The following is a 20938-nucleotide window of genomic DNA, read 5'->3' on the forward strand; positions in this document are numbered from 1 at the left end:
ACCTCACGCGAATTCCATGATGACTGCATCGACGGCGAGACTGTCGCCGATCCTGGCATTGATCGCCGAAACAATGTGGTCGCGATCGGCGCGCAAAACGTTCTCCATCTTCATCGCCTCGACGATCGCAAGCGTTTCGCCGGCCTTCACTTCCTGCCCCACGGTCACATTGATCGACACGATCAGGCCGGGCATCGGGCAAAGCAGCAGCTTCGAGGTGTCAGGCGGCACCTTCACCGGCATCAGCTTCTCAAGTGCGGCGACGTGATTTTGCATGGCGTGGGCGGTAACCGACATGCCCTTCCAGTCGATACGCATGCCATTCAGCACCGGGCGAAGCTGCGCCTTGACGGAACGCTCGCCGATATAGCCGTCCCAGACCGCATCGCCGGGCTGCCAGTTGGCGCGAACCGTAACCGCTTTCTCGCCATGCAGCCTGAATTCCATTTTTGATGGCGGATGGGCCGTGCAGGCGTCGATATGGACAGGGACGTAGTCGTCGCCGATGCGGACTTCCCAATCCGCCCGAATTTTGCCTGTGTGCGGCCGCAGGCGATCGTTGAGGCGGTCGAGACGCTCCTTGCGCACGAGTTCAACGGCAAGCGCCACGCAGGCAAGGACATCGCGATCCTCGTCCGCCGGGACCACGGGCTTGAAGCCATCGGGGAATTCTTCAGCTATGAACCCGGTGGAAAGTCGGCCCTCGCGCCAGCGGGGATGCTGCATCAGCGCGGCAAGGAAGGGAATATTATGCTCGATGCCGTCGACGACGAACGCATCGAGAGCATCGGCCATTGCGTCGATGGCCTCAAGTCGGGTCGGCGCCCATGTGCAAAGCTTGGCGACCATCGGATCGTAGAACATGGAGATTTCCGACCCTTCGGTGACGCCCGTATCGTTGCGGATGATGGCTTTGCCCACTGGGCCTTCGCTGGGGGGCCGGTAGCGCGTGAGCCGGCCGATCGACGGCAGGAAGTTGCGATAGGGGTCTTCGGCGTAAAGACGGCTCTCCACCGCCCAGCCGTTAAGTTTGACATCAGCTTGTTCAAGGCCAAGCCTTTCGCCGGCGGCAATGCGGATCATCTGCTCGACCAGGTCGATGCCGGTGATGAGCTCGGTGACGGGATGCTCCACCTGCAGGCGCGTGTTCATTTCAAGGAAATAGAAGTTGCGGTCCTTGTCGACGATGAATTCGACGGTGCCGGCGCTCTGGTACTCGACCGCCTTTGCCAGCGCCACCGCCTGTTCGCCCATGGCCTTGCGAGTCGCCTCGTCAAGGAAGGGCGACGGCGCCTCCTCCACGACCTTCTGGTTGCGCCGCTGCACGGAGCATTCGCGCTCGCCGAGATAGATGCAGTTGCCGTGCGCATCGGCCAGCACCTGGATCTCGATATGACGCGGATCGACGACGAATTTCTCGATGAAGACGCGATCGTCACCAAAGGAGTTGCGCGCCTCGGACGTTGCCCGCTCGAAACCATCGCGCACCTCAGACTTGTCCCAGGCGATGCGCATGCCCTTGCCGCCGCCGCCTGCCGAAGCCTTGATCATCACCGGATAGCCAATCTCGCCGGCGATCTTTTCGGCATGCGAGGCATCCTTGATGATGTCGAGGTAGCCCGGGACAGTGCTGACCTTCGCCTCGTTGGCGAATTTCTTGGACTCGATCTTGTCGCCCATGGCGATGATCGCCCTGGGCTTCGGCCCGATGAAAATAATGCCCTGCTTTTCCAGCGCTTCGCAGAAGGAAGCGCGCTCGGAAAGGAACCCATAGCCCGGATGTACGGCTTCGGCCCCGGTGGCCTTGCAAGCCGCAATGATCTTGTCGGCGACAAGATAGCTTTCGGACGCGGCGGAAGGGCCGATATGCACGGCCTCGTCGGCCATCTCCACGTGCACCGCATCGCGATCGGCGTCCGAATAGACAGCTACAGTGGCAATACCCATCTTGCGTGCGGTCTTGATGATGCGGCAGGCGATCTCGCCACGATTGGCGATCAGGATTTTCTTGAACACGTAAGTCCTCCCCGGAGCATGTTCCTGTTTCTATTGCCAATCGCGCACTTGCTCAACAGGTTCTTCGGCAGTCGCTCCGGTTGCGTTGCGCTTCTTGCCCTCGCGCCAGACCACATAGGCGCCAGAACCGATAATGATCGCAATGCCCAGCCACTTCGAGGCGGACGGAAATTCGTTGAAGACGACAAGCCCGATGATCACGGCCATGACGATTTCGAGATATTGAAATGGCGCAAGCAGCGACGCCGGCGCAAGACGCGATGCGTGCACCACGAGCAGGTGCCCGCCGGTTGCGATCGCGCCGATCGCGAAAAGAAGCAGCCATGAGAGCCCGGCCGTCGGCCGGCCAAGCGTCATGTCGCTCACGCCGAATATTTGGCCGAGCATCAGCGCAATGATAACGGTGATCGTGCCGCCGATGCCGGCGTAAAGCTGCATGACGAGCGGCGTATCCGCATCGCCATAGCGACGGTTCAATATCAGGTAGAAGGCAAAAAGCGTCGCGGTGGCGAGCGGCAGCAACGACACCCATCCGAAGAGTTCCCAGCTCGGCTGGATGACGATCAGGGTGCCGACGAAACCGATCGCGACAGCGCTGCGCCGGCGCCAGCCGACCTCTTCCTTGAGGATCAGTGCTGAAAGCAGGGTCAGCATCAGCGGTTCGACGAAAAAGACGGCCATTGCATCGGCAAGCGGCATGTATTTCACGGCTGCGAAGAAGCAGAGGCTGCCGATGCCCATCAAAACGCCGCGAAACATATTGCCCCAGAGCTTTGCCGGTTTCAGCGAACGGGCGCCGCTGAGCGCGACGATAATCAACAGTGTCAACAGGGTTTGGACGACGAAGCGCGACAGGGTTACAGTCGCGGGGGGCATGCTGTCGACGGTCGAAAGCCATTTGGCGATCGCATCCATCATCGGCAGGAAAAACATGGCCGCGGCCATTGCTGAAACGCCCCTCAACTGTTGCGAGGTCGTGTTTTCCATGGCTTTGACCTTTCCGGATGAAGCAGGCGGGCGAGATGACTGCTGGCATATCGGCTCCGCAGAAAAAATCAATCGCTGGAGTGCCCCGGACATGGTGGTTCCTGGCCTCCTGACGCGGGCTGGATCCGAAAAGGTGAGTTTGAGGCTGAATGTTGCTTGATACGCCCGCGCGCATGGCATAGTCCTGTGGGTGAACACCAGAACAGACAGCGAACTCCCATCGCCTTTCCCCTCGGGGCATGCAAGGATTGCAGGTGATTCGAATTGGGATAGAATTGGCCGATCAAGACCATGGATGACAGCAACGATCTATTTTCTGCAGTCGTAAAGACAGCCCGCGAACGCCAGGCGGCGGTACAGTCGCGTCCGGAAACGAGCGTGCCTGCATCATCCGAGCGATCAGTGCCGAGCGCGAAACTGCCGCAGAAGCAGGCCGCAGACAATAGTTACAGCGCTGCCGACATCGAGGTTCTCGAAGGGCTGGAACCGGTGCGTCGGCGTCCCGGCATGTATATTGGCGGCACGGACGAGCGGGCGCTGCATCATCTCTTTGCCGAAGTCATAGACAATGCCATGGACGAGGCGGTGGCGGGCCACGCCAATTTCATCGATATCGAGCTCGACGAACACGGATATCTGTCGGTAACGGACAACGGCCGCGGCATCCCTGTCGACCCGCATCCCAAGTTCAAGGACAAGTCTGCCCTCGAAGTGATCATGACGACGCTACACTCGGGCGGAAAGTTCGACTCCAAGGTGTACGAGACCTCGGGCGGCTTGCATGGGGTCGGCGTCTCGGTCGTCAACGCGCTCTCCGATCATCTCGAAGTCGAAGTAGCACGCAATCGCAAGCTCTATCGCCAGCGATTTTCGCGCGGCAAACCGCTCGGCCGGATCGAAGAAGTTGGCGACGTTCAGAATCGCCGTGGCACCAAGGTGACGTTTCACCCCGACGCGGAAATTTTTGGACAAGGCGCAAAATTCGATCCGGCGCGCATCTACAAAATGGCGCGCTCAAAGGCCTATCTTTTCGGCGGTGTGGAAATTCGCTGGAATTGCGCGCCTTCATTGCTGGATCCGAAGGACCCGACGCCGGATAAGGCGGTTTTTCATTTTCCCGGTGGGCTCAAGGATTACCTCAGCAACTCGCTTGGTAAGGAATTTCAGGTCACTCGTGAAATGTTTGCGGGAAAGACGGAAAAGTCCGGAGGACACGGCGCGCTCGAATGGGCTGTGACCTGGCACGGTGGCGACGGCTTCGTCCATTCCTATTGCAACACCATTCCGACTGGCGAAGGCGGCACCCATGAGGCGGGCTTGCGCATCGCCCTCACCCGCGGCCTGAAGGCCTATGCGGAGCTTGCCGGCAACAAGCGCGCCTCGATCATAACCACCGACGATGTGATGATCTCCTCTGCCGCAATGCTCTCCGTATTCATCCGGGAGCCGGAATTTGTCGGTCAGACCAAGGACAAGCTCGCGACGGTCGAAGCGCAGCGGATCGTCGAGAATGCCATTCGCGACCCGTTCGACCATTGGCTTGCCGCCTCGCCGCAAGAGGCGTCCAAGCTTCTCGACTGGGTGATCGACCGCGCGGACGAGCGGGTCAAGCGCCGGCAGGAAAAAGAGGTCAATCGCAAGTCCGCGGTCAAGAAGCTGCGGCTTCCCGGCAAGCTGGCCGATTGCAGCCAGACAGGAGCGATCGGCGCTGAACTTTTCATCGTCGAAGGTGATTCCGCTGGCGGATCGGCGAAGCAGGCGCGTGATCGCGCGACGCAGGCTGTGCTGCCCCTGCGCGGCAAGATCCTCAATGTCGTCAGCGCCGGCCGCGAGAAGATGACCGCCAACCAGCAGATCAGCGATCTTATCCTGGCGCTGGGCTGTGGCACGCGATCGAAATATCGCGATGAGGACCTGCGCTATGACCGCGTTATCATCATGACCGACGCCGATGTCGACGGCGCGCATATCGCATCGCTGCTCATCACCTTTTTCTATCAGGAAATGCCGGATCTCATCCGCAACGGCCACCTGTTCCTCGGCGTGCCGCCGCTCTATCGCATCGCGCAAGGCGGCAAGGTCGCCTATGCCCGCAATGATGCGCACAAGGACGAACTCCTGAAGACCGAGTTTACCGGCAAGGGCAAGGTCGAGATCGGCCGGTTCAAGGGCCTCGGCGAAATGCGCGCCGACCAGCTCAAGGAAACGACGATGGACCGGCGCAAGCGTACGCTGCTTCGGGTCCAGATCGACGAGGAATGGATCAACGAGACCAAGCTTGCCGTGGACGATCTCATGGGCACGCGCCCCGACGCCCGTTTCCGGTTCATTCAGGATCGCGCGGCATTCGTCGAAGAACTCGATATTTGAGCTGAACTGATCTGGTTCTGCTCTTTTTTGGCCTGCGTCGCGGGCCCTCATGTGCTGCGACGCATCTCCGGTGCTTGTCACATATCTATTTTATAACAATGCAATATTCAGCGTCTCGGAGCTCATATTCGCCGAGCAACAACTTAATCGATCACAATTTTATTTAAGGAATTGCCATGGGCCAGAAGATTGATCAATTCACCGAAAGCCTCCGTCTCAAGCTGACCGCTGCTAGCGAAAATCTGGATAGTCTCAAAGCCAAAATTGACGGCAAAGTCGACGATGCAGAGCAGGATGTGCGTGCCCGTCTCGATGAAGTGAAAGGCCGTATAGACGAGGGCAAGGCCTCGGTTGCAGCAGCAAACTCCCGGATCAAGAACTGGGTCGATGCCAAGAAGGCGGCAACGGACGAGCAGATTTCCGCGTGGAAGACGCAGCTCGAAGTCGACCGCCTCGAGGATCGCGCCGTATTGGCCGAAGAATATGCGCTCGCTGCGCGCGAAGTCGCCGCCGCTGCTATCGACGACGCGGAAGAAGCGTCACTTGAGGCATGGCTTGCCCGCAAGGATGCTGACACCGCAGCCGGCAAGTAACGCTCGCCCGTTAGGCCTGAAGAACTTCATCCGGCGCTGACGCGTCGGGTGGGGCCTACCTAGCGTCGCAGGTTACCGGAAAAACCTGCGATCCTTCGAGCAGGCGGGCTCCTGTTTAGATATGCAATGCGTGCCCGAGCGCCTTCAGGCAGGCTTCGTGGAAGCCCTCGCTCTGCGTCGGGTGCGCATGGATCGTACCAGTGATGTCTTCGAGGCGAGCGCCCATTTCGAGCGCCAGCGCAAATGCTGCCGAAAGCTCCGACACGCCCTTGCCAACCGCCTGGATGCCAAGGATCAGGTGATTGCCTGCGGCTGCCACCACGCGCACGAAGCCTTCCTCGCCTTCCTGCGTCATGGCGCGGCCATTGGCAACGAAGGGAAACAGTCCCACCTTGACCTCGTGACCGGCGGCCTTTGCCTCGTCCGGCGAAAGGCCGACCGATACGATCTCCGGATCGGTGAAGCAGACTGCGGCGATGGCCCGCTTGTCCCAGCTGCGATTTTCGCCGGCCACGATCTCAGCCACCATTTCGCCCTGCGCCATGGCGCGATGTGCGAGCATCGGCTCGCCGGTCACGTCGCCGATCGCATAGATGCCACGCATCGACGTGCGGCATTTGTCATCGATGCGGACAAAGCGTCCATCCATGTCGATGTCGATCTCCTCAAGCCCCCAACCCGAGGTCACCGGCTTGCGGCCGACAGTCACCAGAACCTTGTCGGCCGGGATCTTGTCGTCATTGCCATCGGCGGTTTCAATCAGGAGCGCATCGCCCTTGGCGCTCATGCCCTTGGCCTTGGCGCCGGTCAGCACCATGACGCCAAGTTCGGAAAGGCTGCGCGATACCGGCCGTGTCAGTTCCGCATCATATTGCGGCAGGATTTTTGGCAATGCCTCGACGACAGTGACCTTCGAGCCAAGTTTTGCATAGGCCGTGCCGAGTTCAAGCCCGATGTACCCGCCCCCGACCACGACAAGCTTCTCGGGCACGTCGCGCAGGGCGAGGGCTTCGGCCGAGGAAATGATGTTTTCGCCGAACGGCAATGACGGAATCTCCACGGGCGCCGATCCAGTGGCGATTACGATATTTTCAGCGCGAATGATCTGCTGTCCGGTCAAGGTCTCGACTTCGACCGTCTTGCCGTCGCGGAATTTTGCCTTGCCGGTAACAATCTTGACGTTGGCCTTCTTCAAAAGCCCAGCGACGCCATTGTTGAGGCGGCTGACGATGCCGTCCTTCCAGGCAATGGTCTTCGAGAAATCGATGGATGGTTCTTTCAGTGAAATGCCGAGCGGGGTTTGCCCCGCGGCAAAATGCGCGACCTTGGCAAACTCGTCGGCTGCGTGGATCAAGGCTTTCGATGGTATGCAGCCGACGAGCAGGCACGTTCCGCCCACCTTGACCGCTTCTACGATCACGGTATCGACGTTAAGCTGGCCGGCGCGAATGGCGCAGACATAACCGCCCGGCCCTGCCCCGATCACCAGCAATTTGCAGGAAATGTCCTTCATAGGTCAGCCCTCCACGAAGATCAGCGCAGGCGTTTCGAGCAGCGTCTTGATCCGCTGGATAAAAACTGCGGCGTCCCAGCCGTCGATGACGCGATGGTCGAAACTGGATGACAGGTTCATCATCTTGCGCGGAATGAAATTCGTCCCGTCCCAAACCGGACGTACCATGATCTTGTTGACGCCGATGATCGCGACCTCCGGATAGTTTATAACCGGGGTCGTCACCACGCCCCCCATGCTGCCGAGCGACGTTATGGTGATCGTCGAGCCGGTCAGTTGTTCACGCGTGGCAGAACCCGTCTTTGCAGCATCCGCAAGCAGATTGACCTCAGCCGCGCTGTCCCAGAGCGTGCGCGCCTCGGCATGCTTCACTACCGGCACCACCAGTCCGTTCGGGGTCTGCGCCGCAATGCCAATGTGCACACCGCCATACTGGTTGATGATGTTGGCCTCGTCGTCGTATAGCGCATTGAGGTTTGGTTGGTCGGCGATGGCCTTGACCATTGCCCGCATCAGGAACGGAAGAATCGTGAGCTTCGCCTGCTCGGCGCGCTTCTTGGCATTGAGCGTCGCGCGCAGTTCCTCAAGCGCGGTGACGTCGATCTCCTCGACATAGGTAATGTGCGGGATGTGAGACTTGGCGATCGCCATTTTCTCGGCAATCTTGCGCCGAAGACCGACAACCTTGATCTCCTTGATCGAATTGTCCGGAGCAAGCGCCGCAGCGCCCGGACGCTGCGAGCCACGGGCGAAGAAAGCCTCTAAATCCTCATGGGTGATGCGTCCGGCAGGTCCGGTACCGCTTACCTGCCGCAGATCGACGCCGGCTTCCCTGGCGCGCAGCCGGATTGCAGGCGAAGCGAGCGGCTTTTCGCCCTCACCGCGCGGCGCAACTCCGCTGAGGGGCGGTGCCATCACGCGGGGCGGCTCGGCGACTGCTGCCGGCTTGGCCTTGGGCTTTTCTACCTCTGCCTTCGCCGGTTCGAACTTCTTTTCCGGCTGCGGGGCTGCAGTCTCGCTTTTGGCGGGCTTGGCCGGTTCAGGTGCATGACCCTCACCTTCAATCTTAAGGCGCACCAGCGGCGAACCGATGGCTATCACCTCGCCGATTTCACCGCCGAGCCAGAGGATTTCGCCATCCACGGGCGAAGGAATTTCGACGGTTGCCTTGTCGGTCATGACGGCGGCAAGCACCGTATCCTCGCGCACGAGGTCGCCGATCTTTACGTTCCATTCGACGAGTTCGGCCTCCGCAACGCCTTCACCGACATCCGGCAGCTTGATGACATATTCTCCCATCTTCTGCTCCTATCCTTCCAGCGTTTCGACAAGGGCGCGACCGACACGCGCTGGACCCGGGAAATAGTCCCATTCCTGCGCATGCGGATAGGGCGTATCCCAGCCGGCGACGCGAGCAACCGGCGCTTCCAGCTTGTAGAAGCAGTGTTCCTGAACCAGAGCTGCTAGTTCCGCCCCAAAGCCGGACGTCAGGGTCGCTTCGTGAATTATGACACAGCGCCCCGTCTTGCTGACCGATTCGACGATCGTTTCGAGGTCAAGCGGCAGCAGCGTCCTAAGATCGATGATTTCGGCGTCGATGCCGTGCTCCTCGGCAGCAGCTTCTGCGACATAGACCATTGTACCGTAGGCAAGGATCGTCATCTGTTTGCCCTCGCGCCGCTTGATAGCCTTGCCAAGCGGCACAGTATAATGACCGTCCGGCACGTCGCCGAGATCATGCTTGGACCACGGCGTGACGGGACGATCATGGTGGCCGTCAAACGGTCCGTTATAGAGGCGTTTCGGCTCGAGGAAGATCACCGGATCCGGATCCTCGATCGCGGATATGAGAAGTCCCTTCGCATCGTGCGGGTTGGATGGGACCACCACCTTTAGGCCCGATACATGGGTGAAAAGAGCTTCCGGGCTTTGGCTATGCGTCTGCCCTCCAAAGATGCCGCCGCCTGTCGGCATGCGGATAACGATGGGGCAGGTAAAGCCGCCATTGGACCGGTAGCGCAAGCGGGCTGCTTCGGAGACGATCTGGTCATATGCCGGATAAACGTAATCGGCGAACTGGATCTCGACGCAGGGCTTCAAGCCATAGGCGGCCATGCCGATCGCAGCGCCGACGATGCCGGCCTCGCTGATCGGCGCATCGAAGCAGCGTGTCTTGCCGTACTTCGCCTGCAGCCCTTGCGTACAGCGGAAGACACCGCCGAAGAAGCCGACATCCTCGCCGAAGACGACGACGTCATCGTCGCGCTCCATGGTGATATCCATCGCGTCGCGGATGGCTTCGATCATCGTTTTGCGGGCCATGGATCAGACTCCTGCCTGCTGGCGCTGACGACGCAGATGCGGCGGCATGGTTTCGTATACGCCCTCGAACATATCGCGCGCCGAAGGCTTGCCGCCTGCATGCAACGTACCGTGGCCTTCAGCCTCCTTCTGCGCGGCAATAACCGTGTCGAGGATTTCGGCTTCCGTCTGCTTGTGACGCTCTTCAGTCCACGCGCCGCGCAAAATCAGGTGATTCTTCAACCGCATGACCGGATCGCCGAGAGGCCAGGCATCGGATTCCGTTTTGGGTCGATAGGCGGAAGGATCATCCGAGGTCGAGTGCGCGCCGACGCGATAGGTAACGTATTCGACAAGCGTCGGACCGAGATTGCGCCGCGCCCGTTCGATCGCCCATTTCGCCACCGCATAGACCGCGAGATAGTCATTGCCGTCAACGCGCAGGGCCGGGATGCCGAAGCCAAGGCCACGCGCGGCAAATGTACCCGATCCGCCGCGCGCAATACCCTGGAAGGTGGAAATTGCCCACTGATTGTTGACGATGTTGAGGACGACTGGCGCCTTGTAGGTCGATGCGAAAACCAGCGAGGCATGAAAATCCGACTCGGCCGTCGAGCCGTCGCCGATCCAGGCTGCCGCAATCTTGCTGTCGTTCTTGATGGCAGACGCCATGGCCCAGCCGACCGCCTGGATATATTGCGTCGCAAGGTTGCCCGAGATCGAGAAGAACCCATGCTCTTTCGACGAATACATGATCGGCAGCTGGCGCCCCTTCAGCGGATCACGCTCGTTCGAGTAGATCTGGCACATCATCTCGACCATGGGATAGTCGTCCGCGATGAGCAGGCCTGCCTGGCGATAGGTCGGGAAATTCATGTCGCCAGGCGCAAGCGCCTTGCGAAAGGCACAGCTTACCGCTTCTTCACCAAGATGCTGCATGTAGAAGGAGGTCTTGCCCTGCCGCTGCGCTATCTGCATGCGGGCATCGAAGGTGCGCAGCGTCATCATATGGCGCAAGCCCTCGACGAGTTGCTCGTCGGTCAGCATGCCGGCCCACGGACCGACAGCCTCGCCTTCGCGGGTCAAAACCCGGATGATCGAAAAGGCGAGATCGCGGAAATCCTCGGGATTGGCGTCCACCTCGGGCCGCCTGACCGATCCAGCCTCCGGAATATTCACGTTCGAGAAGTCCGGCTCGCCGCCGTGCCGCACGGCCGGCTCCGGCACATGCAGGCTTAAAGGACCAAATTCTCCAAGGGGACCGTCATTCGACATGCCATCGCCTCCCAACCACTGACATTTTCCACGCAGTCTACCATGAATTATTAGGTCAGTAATACTGTCTTAAAACAGCGGCCTTCGAGCATGGCATCATGCCCTGCCTCAATATACGATCACATCAGTTTGATATTATTAGGCATTCGTGCATCACGTGTGGTGCATGGGTGTGGCACGTCCGAGCAAAAAAGCAACAATGCTTCAATTCGGGTCACGACCGCCGGCCTATTCGTTCGCAAGCGGCCGCGATTTTGCAATCAAATGCAGATTATGCTCATTCACGTTCTAGGCGGCAGTGATGGCGAGAACCTGTTCGCGCGCATTTTCCCGGATGGCATCGAGGTGGATGCGTTTCAGCAGAGACAACATATCGTCATTTGCGGCGGCGGGAATCGTGGCGGTGTCTCGCCCCATTGGCTCCAGATGCTCGATCATGCGTCGGATGATTTCAGGCGAACCAGCGTCCTGTCTGCCGTTGGCAACGTTACGCCAGCCCTCGAGCGCCACCTTTAGCGGAAGATGCGTGCTGACCGGCAAACCCGCTGCGCTGAGCAAAGCGCCGAGCGCGGCCGGCCGGCCGTCGATGATGAGGCTGCGTACACGCGCAAGACTGTAGCCCGAGAGCGCAACGAGAACGGCGGCAAAGAAATCGATCTTTCCAGCCGCGACAATCCGAATAACGAAGGCGGTGGTAAGGTCGCCGCGCAATTGCAAATGCTCGATGAGCGCCGGATATTCATCGATGCGCGTTGCCGCGACGAGGCTGACGGATGCCCGCACGCAGGCATCCAAGGTGATGCGCCTAGCGCGGCGCTCTCCCATAAGAGCCATGACCATATCCATCTGACACAGGGCTTCGGCAATACGAACTGCGAGTGCATGCCGGCAATCGGCAGGAAGGCGGTTGTCATCAATCAGGAGCGTCCTGATTTCCGCGACATGGCCGAGGCGCTCGACAAGCCTGCGAAAACTTATGTCGGCGATCTGCGCCTGGCTGTTGGCGAGCAATGCTGCGACCGCTTCGACCTCGCCGAGCTCGATAATGGCAGCGCTCACCGGATAGGACACTTTGGCCCGCGCGGCCACCAGGCGCTGCGCTTCGCCGCTGCCGCCGGCCACGCAATCGATAAGGTCGGCGTCACTCAACAATACGGAACGGCCAAGAATATAGGTTGCGACCTCGATCTGGTCACGCGCGAGGCTGGCAACGATGTGAGCCGGCGCATGGGCGCTCGTCGAAAACGCTTCAGCAAGAGCAAGCCGTACTTTGGGCGAAGGATCATCGAGCAAGAGTGTCAACACCGCTTCGGTGGAGCGCCGTTCGTCGAATTCGAGGTCGGGCTGCAAGTAGATATGCGCCAAGGCAGCCGCCGCATGGCAGCGCTGCGCCACCGAGGCATTGTCGATCATCTTCACATAATGCTGAACGGACATTCTGTCTTCGCCCCCGAGTCCCCTGATTGGGCACAACTCTAAAGGGAAAAAGTTTACGATCCGTTCACCATGCGCGTTAACCATGCATGTCCACGCGACAGGTTGCGAACTCAAGCAGGCCGCCCTAGTCTCTCGCAAAAACATAGAGGAGACGCGAGGCGTATGGCCGGGCTTTATCTGGAAGAATTTGAGATCGGGCATGTGTTTCAGCATGCGCTGCGCAAGACGGTCACCGAGAGCGACAACATGCTTTTCTCGGTCATGACGCTCAACCCGCAGCCCCTCCATATCGATTTCGATTACGCTTCGAAGACCGAGTGGGGAAAGCCGCTGGTGAACTCGCTGTTCACGCTGGGGCTGATGATCGGCATATCGGTGAATGATACGACGGTCGGAACGACCATTGCCAACCTCGGCATGACCGACGTGACATTCCCCTCTCCGCTCTTTCATGGCGATACCGTGCGCGTCGAAACGCAGGTCATTTCGGTCCGCCGGTCGAAATCCAAGCCCGAACGCGGCATCGTCGAATTCGAACACAGGGCCTTCAACCAGCACGGCATTCTCGTCGCCAAATGTACGCGGCAGGCGATGATGAAATCGAAGGGTGCGGCCTGATGCGTTCACTTCTGTTCGTACCCGGCGACTCGGAAAAGAAGCTGGAAAAGGGCTTGGGAAGCGGCGCCGACGTCCTGCTCGTCGATCTCGAGGATTCGGTCGGCACGGCTCGCAAGGAAGCGGCGCGCGACATCGCCTCGGCATTCCTGCGGGCGCATCGGACCGAAAACGCGCCCCGGCTTTTCGTACGGATCAACGACCTTGCAAGCGGGCTTGCCGATGATGATCTCGCGGCGGTGATGCCCGCCATGCCTGAAGGCATCCTCCTGCCAAAATCCAATAGCGGCAAGGACGTAACGCGGCTTTCCGCCAAGCTCAATGTGCATGAAGCCAACAGCGGCGCAGAAGAAGGGGCTACGAAGATCCTTGCGCTCATCACCGAAACTGCCATCGGGACGCTTTCTGCCGCCAGTTATCCGGGCTGTTCCGGCCGTCTGGCGGGCCTCAGCTGGGGCGCTGAAGACCTATCGGCGGCAATCGGCGCGCGCTCGCCGCGCAACGAGACCGGAGCCTATACGGACGTGTTTCGCCTCGCCCGCGCCGTGACCATCCTCGGCGCGTCGGCCGCGGACGTCGCCGCCATCGATACGGTTTATATCAATTACCGCGACGATGCCGGCCTTGAACGCGAATGCACCGAGGCGGAGCGCGACGGCTTTACCGCAAAGCTCGCGATCCACCCGACGCAGGTGCCCATCATCAACACGGTCTTTACGCCATCGGCCGACGCTGTCGCCCAGGCGCGGAAGATCGTCGATGCGTTCGCGGCCGAACCGTCGGCAGGCGTTATCGGCATTGACGGGTTGATGTTTGACCGGCCGCATCTCAAACGCGCCGAGCGCCTCCTGGCCCGGGCGCGGTCAGCAGCCTGATACTTTCCGTCTCAGCCCTCCCAGGGACCGGAATATTCGGAAAGAATATCCTTTATCTCGGGCCGCGGACGCTCCGGAACCTTCTGGGCGCAGGTCCCGATATGAACGAAGCCGGCGACTCGCTCATGCGGCGCCAGCCCCAGCAAGGCCCGGCCCTTCTCGTCAGAAGCATACCAGTTGCTGATCCAGTTCGTGGCGTAGCCGAGCGCATTGGCCGCCAGCGAAAGGTTCATGGCGGCGGCGCCGGAGGAAAGAAACTGTTCCCACTCAGGAATGTGATGATCGACTGGGGAGAAGATCACGCCGATGACCAGCGGCGCCCGGGCGAAGCGTTTCAGTTCCTGCTCGCGCCGCTGTTCGGTGAGCGGCCCCTCGCGCTCTTCGGCCAGCGCGGCAAGATGGGTGCCAATCCGCTCGCGCGCCTCGCCACGATAGACGATGAAGCGCCAGGGTGTCAGGCGCCCATGGTCGGGTACCCGCGAAGCTATGCGGATCATCGTTTCGATCTCGCCATCGGAAGGACCCGGAAGCCCGATCGCTGAAATGGGCGTCGAGCTGCGCGTCGACAAGAATTCGATGACGGAGTGGGGCACAGATGTATCCATAATGATCCTGCTTTTGCGATGCGCCGACAATGTGGTGGTTTCCCGGGCCAAGTAAAGGTGCGGCATAGCGAAAAAGCCTTGAAATTGCCATCGGCTTCGGATCAAACCATCACATGGGTGCAGCCAATAATTCCCGGGTGGGGCGGAAAGCTTTTAAATGCGGACATGTCCGCATTGCGATGCTGTTTGCCGGCCTGGCGATCAATGTTCCAGGCGCGCTGGCCCAGGCACTGGCGCCGGATCTGCCGCAGACGCCGACGGTTGAACTTCCAACGATTCCCAATCTGCGCGAATATGCCAATCCCAAGGCTCCCGCCAACAACCCGCTGGCCAACGAACCCGAACTCATGCTTTCGGCCAAGCTTTCCGACGATGGCGGCGCCATCAGCCGCGGATTGGTGTGGCGTGTCTTCGCTCCCGAGCCCGGTGCTGACGGCAAGCTCGCCTTGCTTGCAACAGCCAAGGGCGGCACGACCTCTTTCAACCTCGCACCCGGCAGCTATCTCGTCCATGTTGCGTTTGGGCGCGCTGGCGCAACCAAGCGCATCACCATGACCCGCGCCAAACGCTCGGAGACGATGATCCTTGACGCCGGCGGCGTCAAACTCAATGCCGTCCTTTCCGGTGGCGGTCGCATCCCGCCCGATCAGCTGCGTTTCTCCATCTATGAAGACCATGAAGATTCAAACGGCGAGCGCGCGCTCATCATTCCCGATGTGAAGCCGGACACGGTCGTGCGCCTCAATACTGGCACCTACCAGATCGTTTCCAACTATGGCACGGCCAATGCCGTGATCCGCGCCGATATCCGTGTCGAAGCCGGGAAGATTACCGAGGCGAATGTCGAGCACAGGGCGGCGCAGCTGACGCTGAAGCTTGTACGCGAGCAAGGCGGCGAGGCGTTGGCCGATACGGCCTGGTCCGTGCTTACCACGTCTGGGGATATCGTCCGGGAAAGCGTTGGCGCGTTTGCGTCAATCGTTCTGGCTGAGGGCGACTATGTGATCATCGCCAAGAATAAGGACAAGATCTATCAGCGCGACTTCAAGGTCGTCGCCGGCCGCAACCAGGATGTTGAAGTCGTCGCGTCCGAGGGCGCAGCTACCGCCACCAGCGCCAGCCAACCCGCAGATGGTGAAGAGCCCTTGGATTAGACTGCGCTTGTTGCCGGGCGGAACTTGGGATCAAGTGAGAAAACGGCGTTGTAGAGGTATTCGAGCATCTGCTTGCGATCCTCGAGGTCCTTCAATTCATCCCAGCCGATAACCCTGCCGACGTGCGCTTCGATGGATTTTCCCGATAGCCGCCGGAATTCACGAATGAGAAGCGAAATGCGCAGCGTCATCGACACCTTGCTGGCAAGGTGGAAGACACGGCCGTTCTGACCGCCGAAATAGACAGGTATCACCGACGCCTTGGCCTGCTGCACGAGCTTGGCCGGAAATATCTTCCACGGCAGGTCTTCGGCTCGCCCGAAACCCTTGGGCGCAGTTGCAACGCCGCCCGCCGGAAAGACGACGATCGTCACGCCCTCCTTTAAAAGCCGCACCGCCTCATGGCGTGTCGCCATGTTCATTGCCATGGCTTCCTTGGTTTCATCGAAACAGACCGGCAAGGCGTAGGGGCGAATTTCCGGCACCTTCAGAAGATCGTTGTTGATGAGCACCCGAAACGGCCGGCCAAGCTGCTCGGCGAGTGCAAGAGCCGCGATACCATCGCCAATGCCATAGGGGTGATTGGCAATCATGACGAGCGGCGTATCCGGCAGATCGCGCGGCGGCCACTGGTCCTGAACGTCCAGCCGGACATTGATCAGATCCATCATGCGGCAGAAGACATCGATGCCGGCGGGCACGATGTCCCGGCGCCAGATATCATAGAGGCCCGCATAATAGTTGCGGCCCGATATACCCTCGATGGCCCGGATCAGCCACTGGGTCAGGCGCGACTGGGTGTCATTGGCATAGGAGAGTTCGGGAAAGTGCACGTTAGACCTTTGGCTGAAATAAATTTGAACAATTTTCTCGTAATCTCGTGACAGCGCGATGAACGTCACCGCGCCGTCATATTTCGACTTTTCGCCTATTGCGCGGCAAGTCGCGCCAGGTCAGGCGGTGTTGCTTCGGCGGTCAGTTGCGCAATAGCTTCATCCAGCGTTAGCGACACCTGGCTCTGCGAGCCGAGGCGACGCATATTGACCGAACGCTCTTCCGCTTCCCGCATACCGCAGACGAGAATGACCGGGACTTTCTGCAAGGAATGCTCGCGCACCTTGTAGTTGATCTTCTCGTTGCGGAAGTCGGTGATGACCTGCAGGCCGGCGGCCTTCAGCTCCTTGGCGACCTGCGCACCGTAATCGTCGGCCTCGGAGGTGATCGTCGCTACCACGACCTGTACTGGCGCAAACCACAGCGGCATGTGTCCGGAATAGTTCTCGATCAGGATGCCGAGGAACCGTTCCATGGAACCGCAGATAGCGCGGTGGATCATTACCGGCTGCTTCTTCTCCGAAGTCGAGTCTATATAAAAAGCGCCGAAGCGCTCCGGCAGGTTGAAATCGACCTGCGTCGTTCCGCATTGCCAGTCGCGGCCGATGGCATCGCGCAACACGTATTCGAACTTGGGGCCGTAGAAAGCGCCCTCACCCGGATTGATCGCCGTTTTGATCTTGCCGCCCGACTGCGCCTCGATCGTGTTGAGCACCTTGCTCATCACTGCTTCGGCGCGGTCCCAAAGCTCATCCGACCCAACGCGCTTGTCGGGACGCGTCGACAGCTTCACCGTAATGCCCTCGAAGCCGAAATCGGCATAGGTCGTCAGGATAAGGTCGTTGATGCGTAGGCACTCGGCCTCCATCTGCTCGTCGGTGCAGAAAATGTGGGCATCATCCTGGGTAAAGCCGCGAACGCGCATCAAGCCATGCAGCGCTCCGGAAGGTTCATAGCGATGCACATTGCCGAATTCCGCAAGTTTTACCGGCAGATCGCGGTAAGATTTCAAGCCATGCTTGAAAATCTGCACGTGACCCGGGCAGTTCATCGGCTTCAGCGCGAAAACGCGCTCATCATCCGTTTCATCGCCGGCAACCGTGACCTTGAACATGTTGTCGCGGTACCAACCCCAGTGACCTGACGTCTCCCACAGCGACTTGTCGAGCACCTGCGGAGCATTGACTTCGCTGTAGCCATGGCTGTCAAGACGGCGGCGCATATAGCTGACGAGGTTCTGGAACATGCGCCAGCCCTTCGGATGCCAGAATACAACACCCGGCCCCTCTTCCTGGAAATGGAACAGGTCCATTTCCCGGCCGAGACGGCGGTGGTCTCGTTTTTCGGCCTCCTCCAGCATGTGGAGATAGGCGTTGAGATCAGTGTCGTTGGCAAAGGCCGTTCCATAGATGCGGCTCAGCATTGGATTATTGCTGTCGCCGCGCCAGTAGGCGCCCGCCACCTTCATCAGCTTGAACGAATTGCCGATCTGGCCCGTCGAGGCCATGTGCGGGCCGCGGCAGAGATCGTACCAATCGCCCTGCGCATAGATCTTCAGGTCCTGGCCTTCGGGAATGGCATCGACGAGCTCGACCTTGTAGGCCTCGCCCTTCTCGGCAAAAACCTTGCGGGCCTTCTCGCGCGACCAGACTTCCTTGGTGAACGGCTTGTTGCGGGCAATGATCTCCCGCATCTTCTTCTCGATCACCGGCAGGTCGTCGGGCGTGAACGGCTCGTTCTTGGCGAAATCGTAGTAGAATCCGTTTTCGATGACGGGGCCGATGGTGACCTGGGTCCCGGGAAACAATTCCTGGACGGCTTCGGCAAGGACGTGGGCACAATCATGCCGGATAAGTTCGAGCGAGCGCGGATCATCGCGCGTCAGGATCTCGACCGCACCGCCCTTTTGCAGCGGGTCGGAAAGATCGCGCACGACGCCATCGACCGCATAGGCGACCGCCTTCTTCGCCAGTGACTTGGAAATCGATTCTGCAAGTTCCGTCCCGGTCAGATGAGCGTCGTAGTCGCGCTGGGAGCCATCGGGGAAACGCAGGGACACAGTCTTTGCAACTGCCTCGGACATATAACCACTCCTATCCAGTCCCGCCAACGATTGCGGGTGGTGTTGAACAACCGGACTTCCTGCCGGCGAGCGGACTTCTAAAGCCTGTTTCGGCTGGCGTAAAGTACCCCTCAGCTTTTGCGTGAGGCGATTGCCCAGTAGCGCCAGGGCATGTACCAGACATAGCGGCTTTCGAGCGCCGTCGGTACGGGATCGAGGCCATGGGTTCCGCCTGGTCCGCAGCGCATGAGCCGGAAGAGCCCCATCCAGCTGCCCGACCACAGTCCATGGCGTGCAATCGACTCGTAGGCGTATTCCGAACAGGTCGGCAGGTGGCGGCAGGAATTCCCGATGAAGCCGGACAGTGTGAGCTGGTAAAGTCTCACCAAACCGGTTCCGAGCAGCCGGCCGGGCGTTTTTCGCCAGGGTCCGTTCCAGTTCCTGCTATAGCGGGATGAAGGTCGAGTTTGATCGCGCAGCTTTTGGTCGCACATGGCGCTGGTCAGGCCGCAGCCTCTGCGGTCTTCTTTTCGATCTGGTTGATGCAATCGACGACCGCGTCGAATGTCAGCATGGTGGAGTTGTGGCGCGCCTTGTAGTCGCGCACGGGTTCGAGAAACTTCAGGTCCTCGAAGCGGCCCTCAGGCGGTAATCCGTTTTCCTTGAGCATTCTGAACATCGTATCGCGGACGTCGCGCAATTCCTGCGCCGTCGCGCCGATGACATGTCGCGCCATGATCGAAGACGAGGCTTGGCCCAGGGCGCAGGCACGAACGTCATGGGCAAAATCGGAGACAACGCCATCCTTCATCTTCAAATCAACGATAACCGTCGAGCCACACAGTTTCGAATGTGCCGTCGCGGTGGCATCGGGATCTGCAAGGCGGCCAACCCGTTGAATATTCCCGGCGAATTCTAGAATCCGCCCGTTATAAACGTCATTGATCATGATGGATGCCTGTCCTCGACACAGTGTTCATCGCAATTGCGTCAATCCGTATCGTTTTACCCTATGAATTCCATACTCGATCTCTATATAGTATGTGAGTAGGCCAGCACAAAGTCGAATAGATTAAATTCTCTCTTTCGATAACATGCTGGTGGCGTTGGCAAATCCGTCAATGCTAGCTTCAATACACCGTCCGTTCGCCAGAACGACTATCGTGTATTGCCGTTTAACTCGTCGCTCCTTTGAGGGCGGCTACGGGAGATCGCGATGGATGCGGTAATTAAGAACTTGCAGTCGGCAACGGCCAAGCAGGACAATTCGAAACGCCCCACTCAACAGGAAGCTGAAGACGCAGTGCGTACGCTGCTGCTGTGGGCCGGCGACAATCCCGACCGCGAAGGATTGCTCGACACGCCCGAACGTGTCGCCAAATCCTACAAGGAACTGTTTTCCGGTTACGGACAGGATCCGGCCGAGGTGCTCGGCCGCACGTTCGAGGAAATCGCCGGCTACGAGGATATCGTTCTCATTCAGGACATCCCGTTCTTCTCGCATTGCGAGCACCATATGGTACCGATCGTCGGCAAAGCCCACGTTGCCTACCTGCCTGATGGCGAGAAGGTCGTTGGCCTTTCCAAGATCGCCCGCGTCGTTGATATTTATGCGCACCGCCTACAGACGCAGGAGAGCATGACCGCGCAGATTGCCAATGCCATTCAGAATTCGCTGCAGCCGCGTGGCGTTGCCGTGATGATCGAAGCTGAACACATGTGCATGTCGATGCGCGGAATCCGCAAGTCCGGTTCGACAACGACCACGACAACCTTCACCGGGACCTACAAGTCCGATGTCAACGAACAAGTCCGGTTCATGACACTCGTCAAAGGCCGATAGTCCGAACACGTTTATGACTGACTTCGCGGATCCGCTCGCTGACAAACATCAGAACGAAGAGGGCGCGGTGTTCGCACCGCGCTTCGACGCGTCCGGGCTGATCACCGCCATCGTTACCGATATAGGCGACGGCCAACTGTTGATGGTTGCGCATATGAATGCTGAGGCGTTGCGCCTTACCCTCGAGACAGGCATTGCCCATTATTGGTCGCGTTCACGCGGTACGCTCTGGAAAAAGGGCGAAACGTCGGGAAATCTGCAGACCGTCGTCGAGATGCACACCGACTGCGACCAGGACGCGCTTTGGCTCAAGGTCCGGGTCGCGGGCGATGGCCCGACATGCCATACGGGTCGCCGTTCCTGCTTCTATCGTCAGGTGGTGACCGCAAATGGAACATCCGCATTGGTAATGCTGTTAGAGACAAAGTAGAGCTTACTTAGCCATAGGGCCAATATGG

Annotated in this window: 18 protein-coding genes and 1 pseudogene; 7 read left to right on the forward strand and 12 right to left on the reverse strand. The window is 59.6% G+C overall.

All coding sequences use genetic code 11. The features are described 5' to 3' along the window. Positions 1–3 precede the first annotated feature (3 nt). The gene (locus HQ945_RS00390) at positions 4–2016 is read right to left on the reverse strand and encodes an acetyl-CoA carboxylase biotin carboxylase subunit (protein ID WP_174207522.1); all 2013 of its coding nucleotides are present in this window, start codon (positions 2014–2016) and stop codon (positions 4–6) included. Positions 2017–2046: 30 nt separating this feature from the next. After that, entirely contained in the window at positions 2047–3003 is a 957-nt protein-coding gene (locus tag HQ945_RS00395; protein WP_174207523.1) for a DMT family transporter, read from the reverse strand. 402 nt (positions 3004–3405) lie between these two features. On the opposite strand from HQ945_RS00395, the pseudogene parE reads away from it, so the two are divergent. Next, positions 3406–5373, forward strand: a pseudogene (gene parE, locus HQ945_RS00400) (DNA topoisomerase IV subunit B); the annotation flags it as partial. A gap of 176 nt (positions 5374–5549) precedes the next feature. After that, positions 5550–5966 (forward strand): hypothetical protein, encoded by a 417-nt coding sequence (locus HQ945_RS00405; RefSeq protein WP_174207524.1) that lies wholly within the window; start codon positions 5550–5552, stop codon positions 5964–5966. Between the two features lie 115 nt (positions 5967–6081). Here the strand turns inward: HQ945_RS00405 and lpdA are convergent, their stop codons facing one another. From lpdA to HQ945_RS00430, 5 genes are all read right to left on the reverse strand, one after another. After that, positions 6082–7479 (reverse strand): dihydrolipoyl dehydrogenase, encoded by a 1398-nt coding sequence (gene lpdA, locus HQ945_RS00410; RefSeq protein WP_091922629.1) that lies wholly within the window; start codon positions 7477–7479, stop codon positions 6082–6084. 3 nt (positions 7480–7482) lie between these two features. Further along, on the reverse strand, positions 7483–8778 hold the full coding sequence (locus HQ945_RS00415) for a dihydrolipoamide acetyltransferase family protein (RefSeq protein WP_174207525.1): 1296 nt from the start codon (positions 8776–8778) through the stop codon (positions 7483–7485). Positions 8779–8787: 9 nt separating this feature from the next. Beyond that, complete coding sequence (locus tag HQ945_RS00420; protein WP_027232545.1) at positions 8788–9801, reverse strand: alpha-ketoacid dehydrogenase subunit beta; 1014 nt, start codon at positions 9799–9801, stop codon at positions 8788–8790. Positions 9802–9804: 3 nt separating this feature from the next. Further along, positions 9805–11055 (reverse strand): 3-methyl-2-oxobutanoate dehydrogenase (2-methylpropanoyl-transferring) subunit alpha, encoded by a 1251-nt coding sequence (locus HQ945_RS00425; RefSeq protein WP_113280065.1) that lies wholly within the window; start codon positions 11053–11055, stop codon positions 9805–9807. A 288-nt stretch (positions 11056–11343) separates the two neighbouring features. Then, positions 11344–12492: a DUF2336 domain-containing protein gene (locus tag HQ945_RS00430; protein ID WP_113280066.1), complete on the reverse strand. Its 1149-nt coding sequence runs from the start codon at positions 12490–12492 to the stop codon at positions 11344–11346. Between the two features lie 162 nt (positions 12493–12654). Between HQ945_RS00430 and HQ945_RS00435 the strand changes: the two genes are divergently transcribed. Both HQ945_RS00435 and HQ945_RS00440 read left to right on the forward strand, forming a co-directional pair. After that, positions 12655–13110 (forward strand): MaoC family dehydratase, encoded by a 456-nt coding sequence (locus HQ945_RS00435; protein ID WP_113280067.1) that lies wholly within the window; start codon positions 12655–12657, stop codon positions 13108–13110. Further along, the gene (locus tag HQ945_RS00440; protein ID WP_113280068.1) at positions 13110–13982 is read left to right on the forward strand and encodes an HpcH/HpaI aldolase/citrate lyase family protein; all 873 of its coding nucleotides are present in this window, start codon (positions 13110–13112) and stop codon (positions 13980–13982) included. The genes HQ945_RS00435 and HQ945_RS00440 overlap by 1 nt, the downstream gene beginning before the upstream one ends. Positions 13983–13993: 11 nt before the next feature. Here HQ945_RS00440 and HQ945_RS00445 read toward each other — a convergent pair whose 3' ends face one another. After that, positions 13994–14587 (reverse strand): nitroreductase family protein, encoded by a 594-nt coding sequence (locus tag HQ945_RS00445; RefSeq protein ID WP_175584940.1) that lies wholly within the window; start codon positions 14585–14587, stop codon positions 13994–13996. A gap of 179 nt (positions 14588–14766) precedes the next feature. On the opposite strand from HQ945_RS00445, the gene HQ945_RS00450 reads away from it, so the two are divergent. Next, complete coding sequence (locus HQ945_RS00450) at positions 14767–15741, forward strand: hypothetical protein (protein ID WP_113280069.1); 975 nt, start codon at positions 14767–14769, stop codon at positions 15739–15741. Here HQ945_RS00450 and HQ945_RS00455 read toward each other — a convergent pair. The 4 genes from HQ945_RS00455 to HQ945_RS00470 form a co-directional block, all read right to left on the reverse strand. Then, entirely contained in the window at positions 15738–16574 is an 837-nt protein-coding gene (locus HQ945_RS00455) for a 1-acyl-sn-glycerol-3-phosphate acyltransferase (protein ID WP_113280070.1), read from the reverse strand. The genes HQ945_RS00450 and HQ945_RS00455 overlap by 4 nt on opposite strands. A gap of 95 nt (positions 16575–16669) precedes the next feature. Continuing rightward, complete coding sequence (gene thrS / locus HQ945_RS00460; RefSeq protein WP_113280071.1) at positions 16670–18658, reverse strand: threonine--tRNA ligase; 1989 nt, start codon at positions 18656–18658, stop codon at positions 16670–16672. 110 nt (positions 18659–18768) lie between these two features. Continuing rightward, on the reverse strand, positions 18769–19131 hold the full coding sequence (yidD, locus tag HQ945_RS00465) for a membrane protein insertion efficiency factor YidD (RefSeq protein ID WP_113280072.1): 363 nt from the start codon (positions 19129–19131) through the stop codon (positions 18769–18771). 8 nt (positions 19132–19139) lie between these two features. Further along, the gene (locus HQ945_RS00470; protein WP_113280073.1) at positions 19140–19586 is read right to left on the reverse strand and encodes an iron-sulfur cluster assembly scaffold protein; all 447 of its coding nucleotides are present in this window, start codon (positions 19584–19586) and stop codon (positions 19140–19142) included. A gap of 267 nt (positions 19587–19853) precedes the next feature. Here HQ945_RS00470 and folE point away from each other — a divergent pair, with 267 nt between their 5' ends. Together folE and hisI are read left to right on the forward strand one after the other, a co-directional pair. Beyond that, positions 19854–20480, forward strand: a complete 627-nt coding sequence (gene folE, locus HQ945_RS00475; RefSeq protein WP_027232535.1) for a GTP cyclohydrolase I FolE — start codon at positions 19854–19856, stop codon at positions 20478–20480. A gap of 13 nt (positions 20481–20493) precedes the next feature. After that, positions 20494–20910: a phosphoribosyl-AMP cyclohydrolase gene (hisI, locus tag HQ945_RS00480; protein WP_113280074.1), complete on the forward strand. Its 417-nt coding sequence runs from the start codon at positions 20494–20496 to the stop codon at positions 20908–20910. Positions 20911–20938 lie beyond the last annotated feature (28 nt).

Origin of the sequence: Phyllobacterium pellucidum, from assembly GCF_013327855.1 — a bacterium.
GTDB lineage: Bacteria > Pseudomonadota > Alphaproteobacteria > Rhizobiales > Rhizobiaceae > Phyllobacterium > Phyllobacterium pellucidum.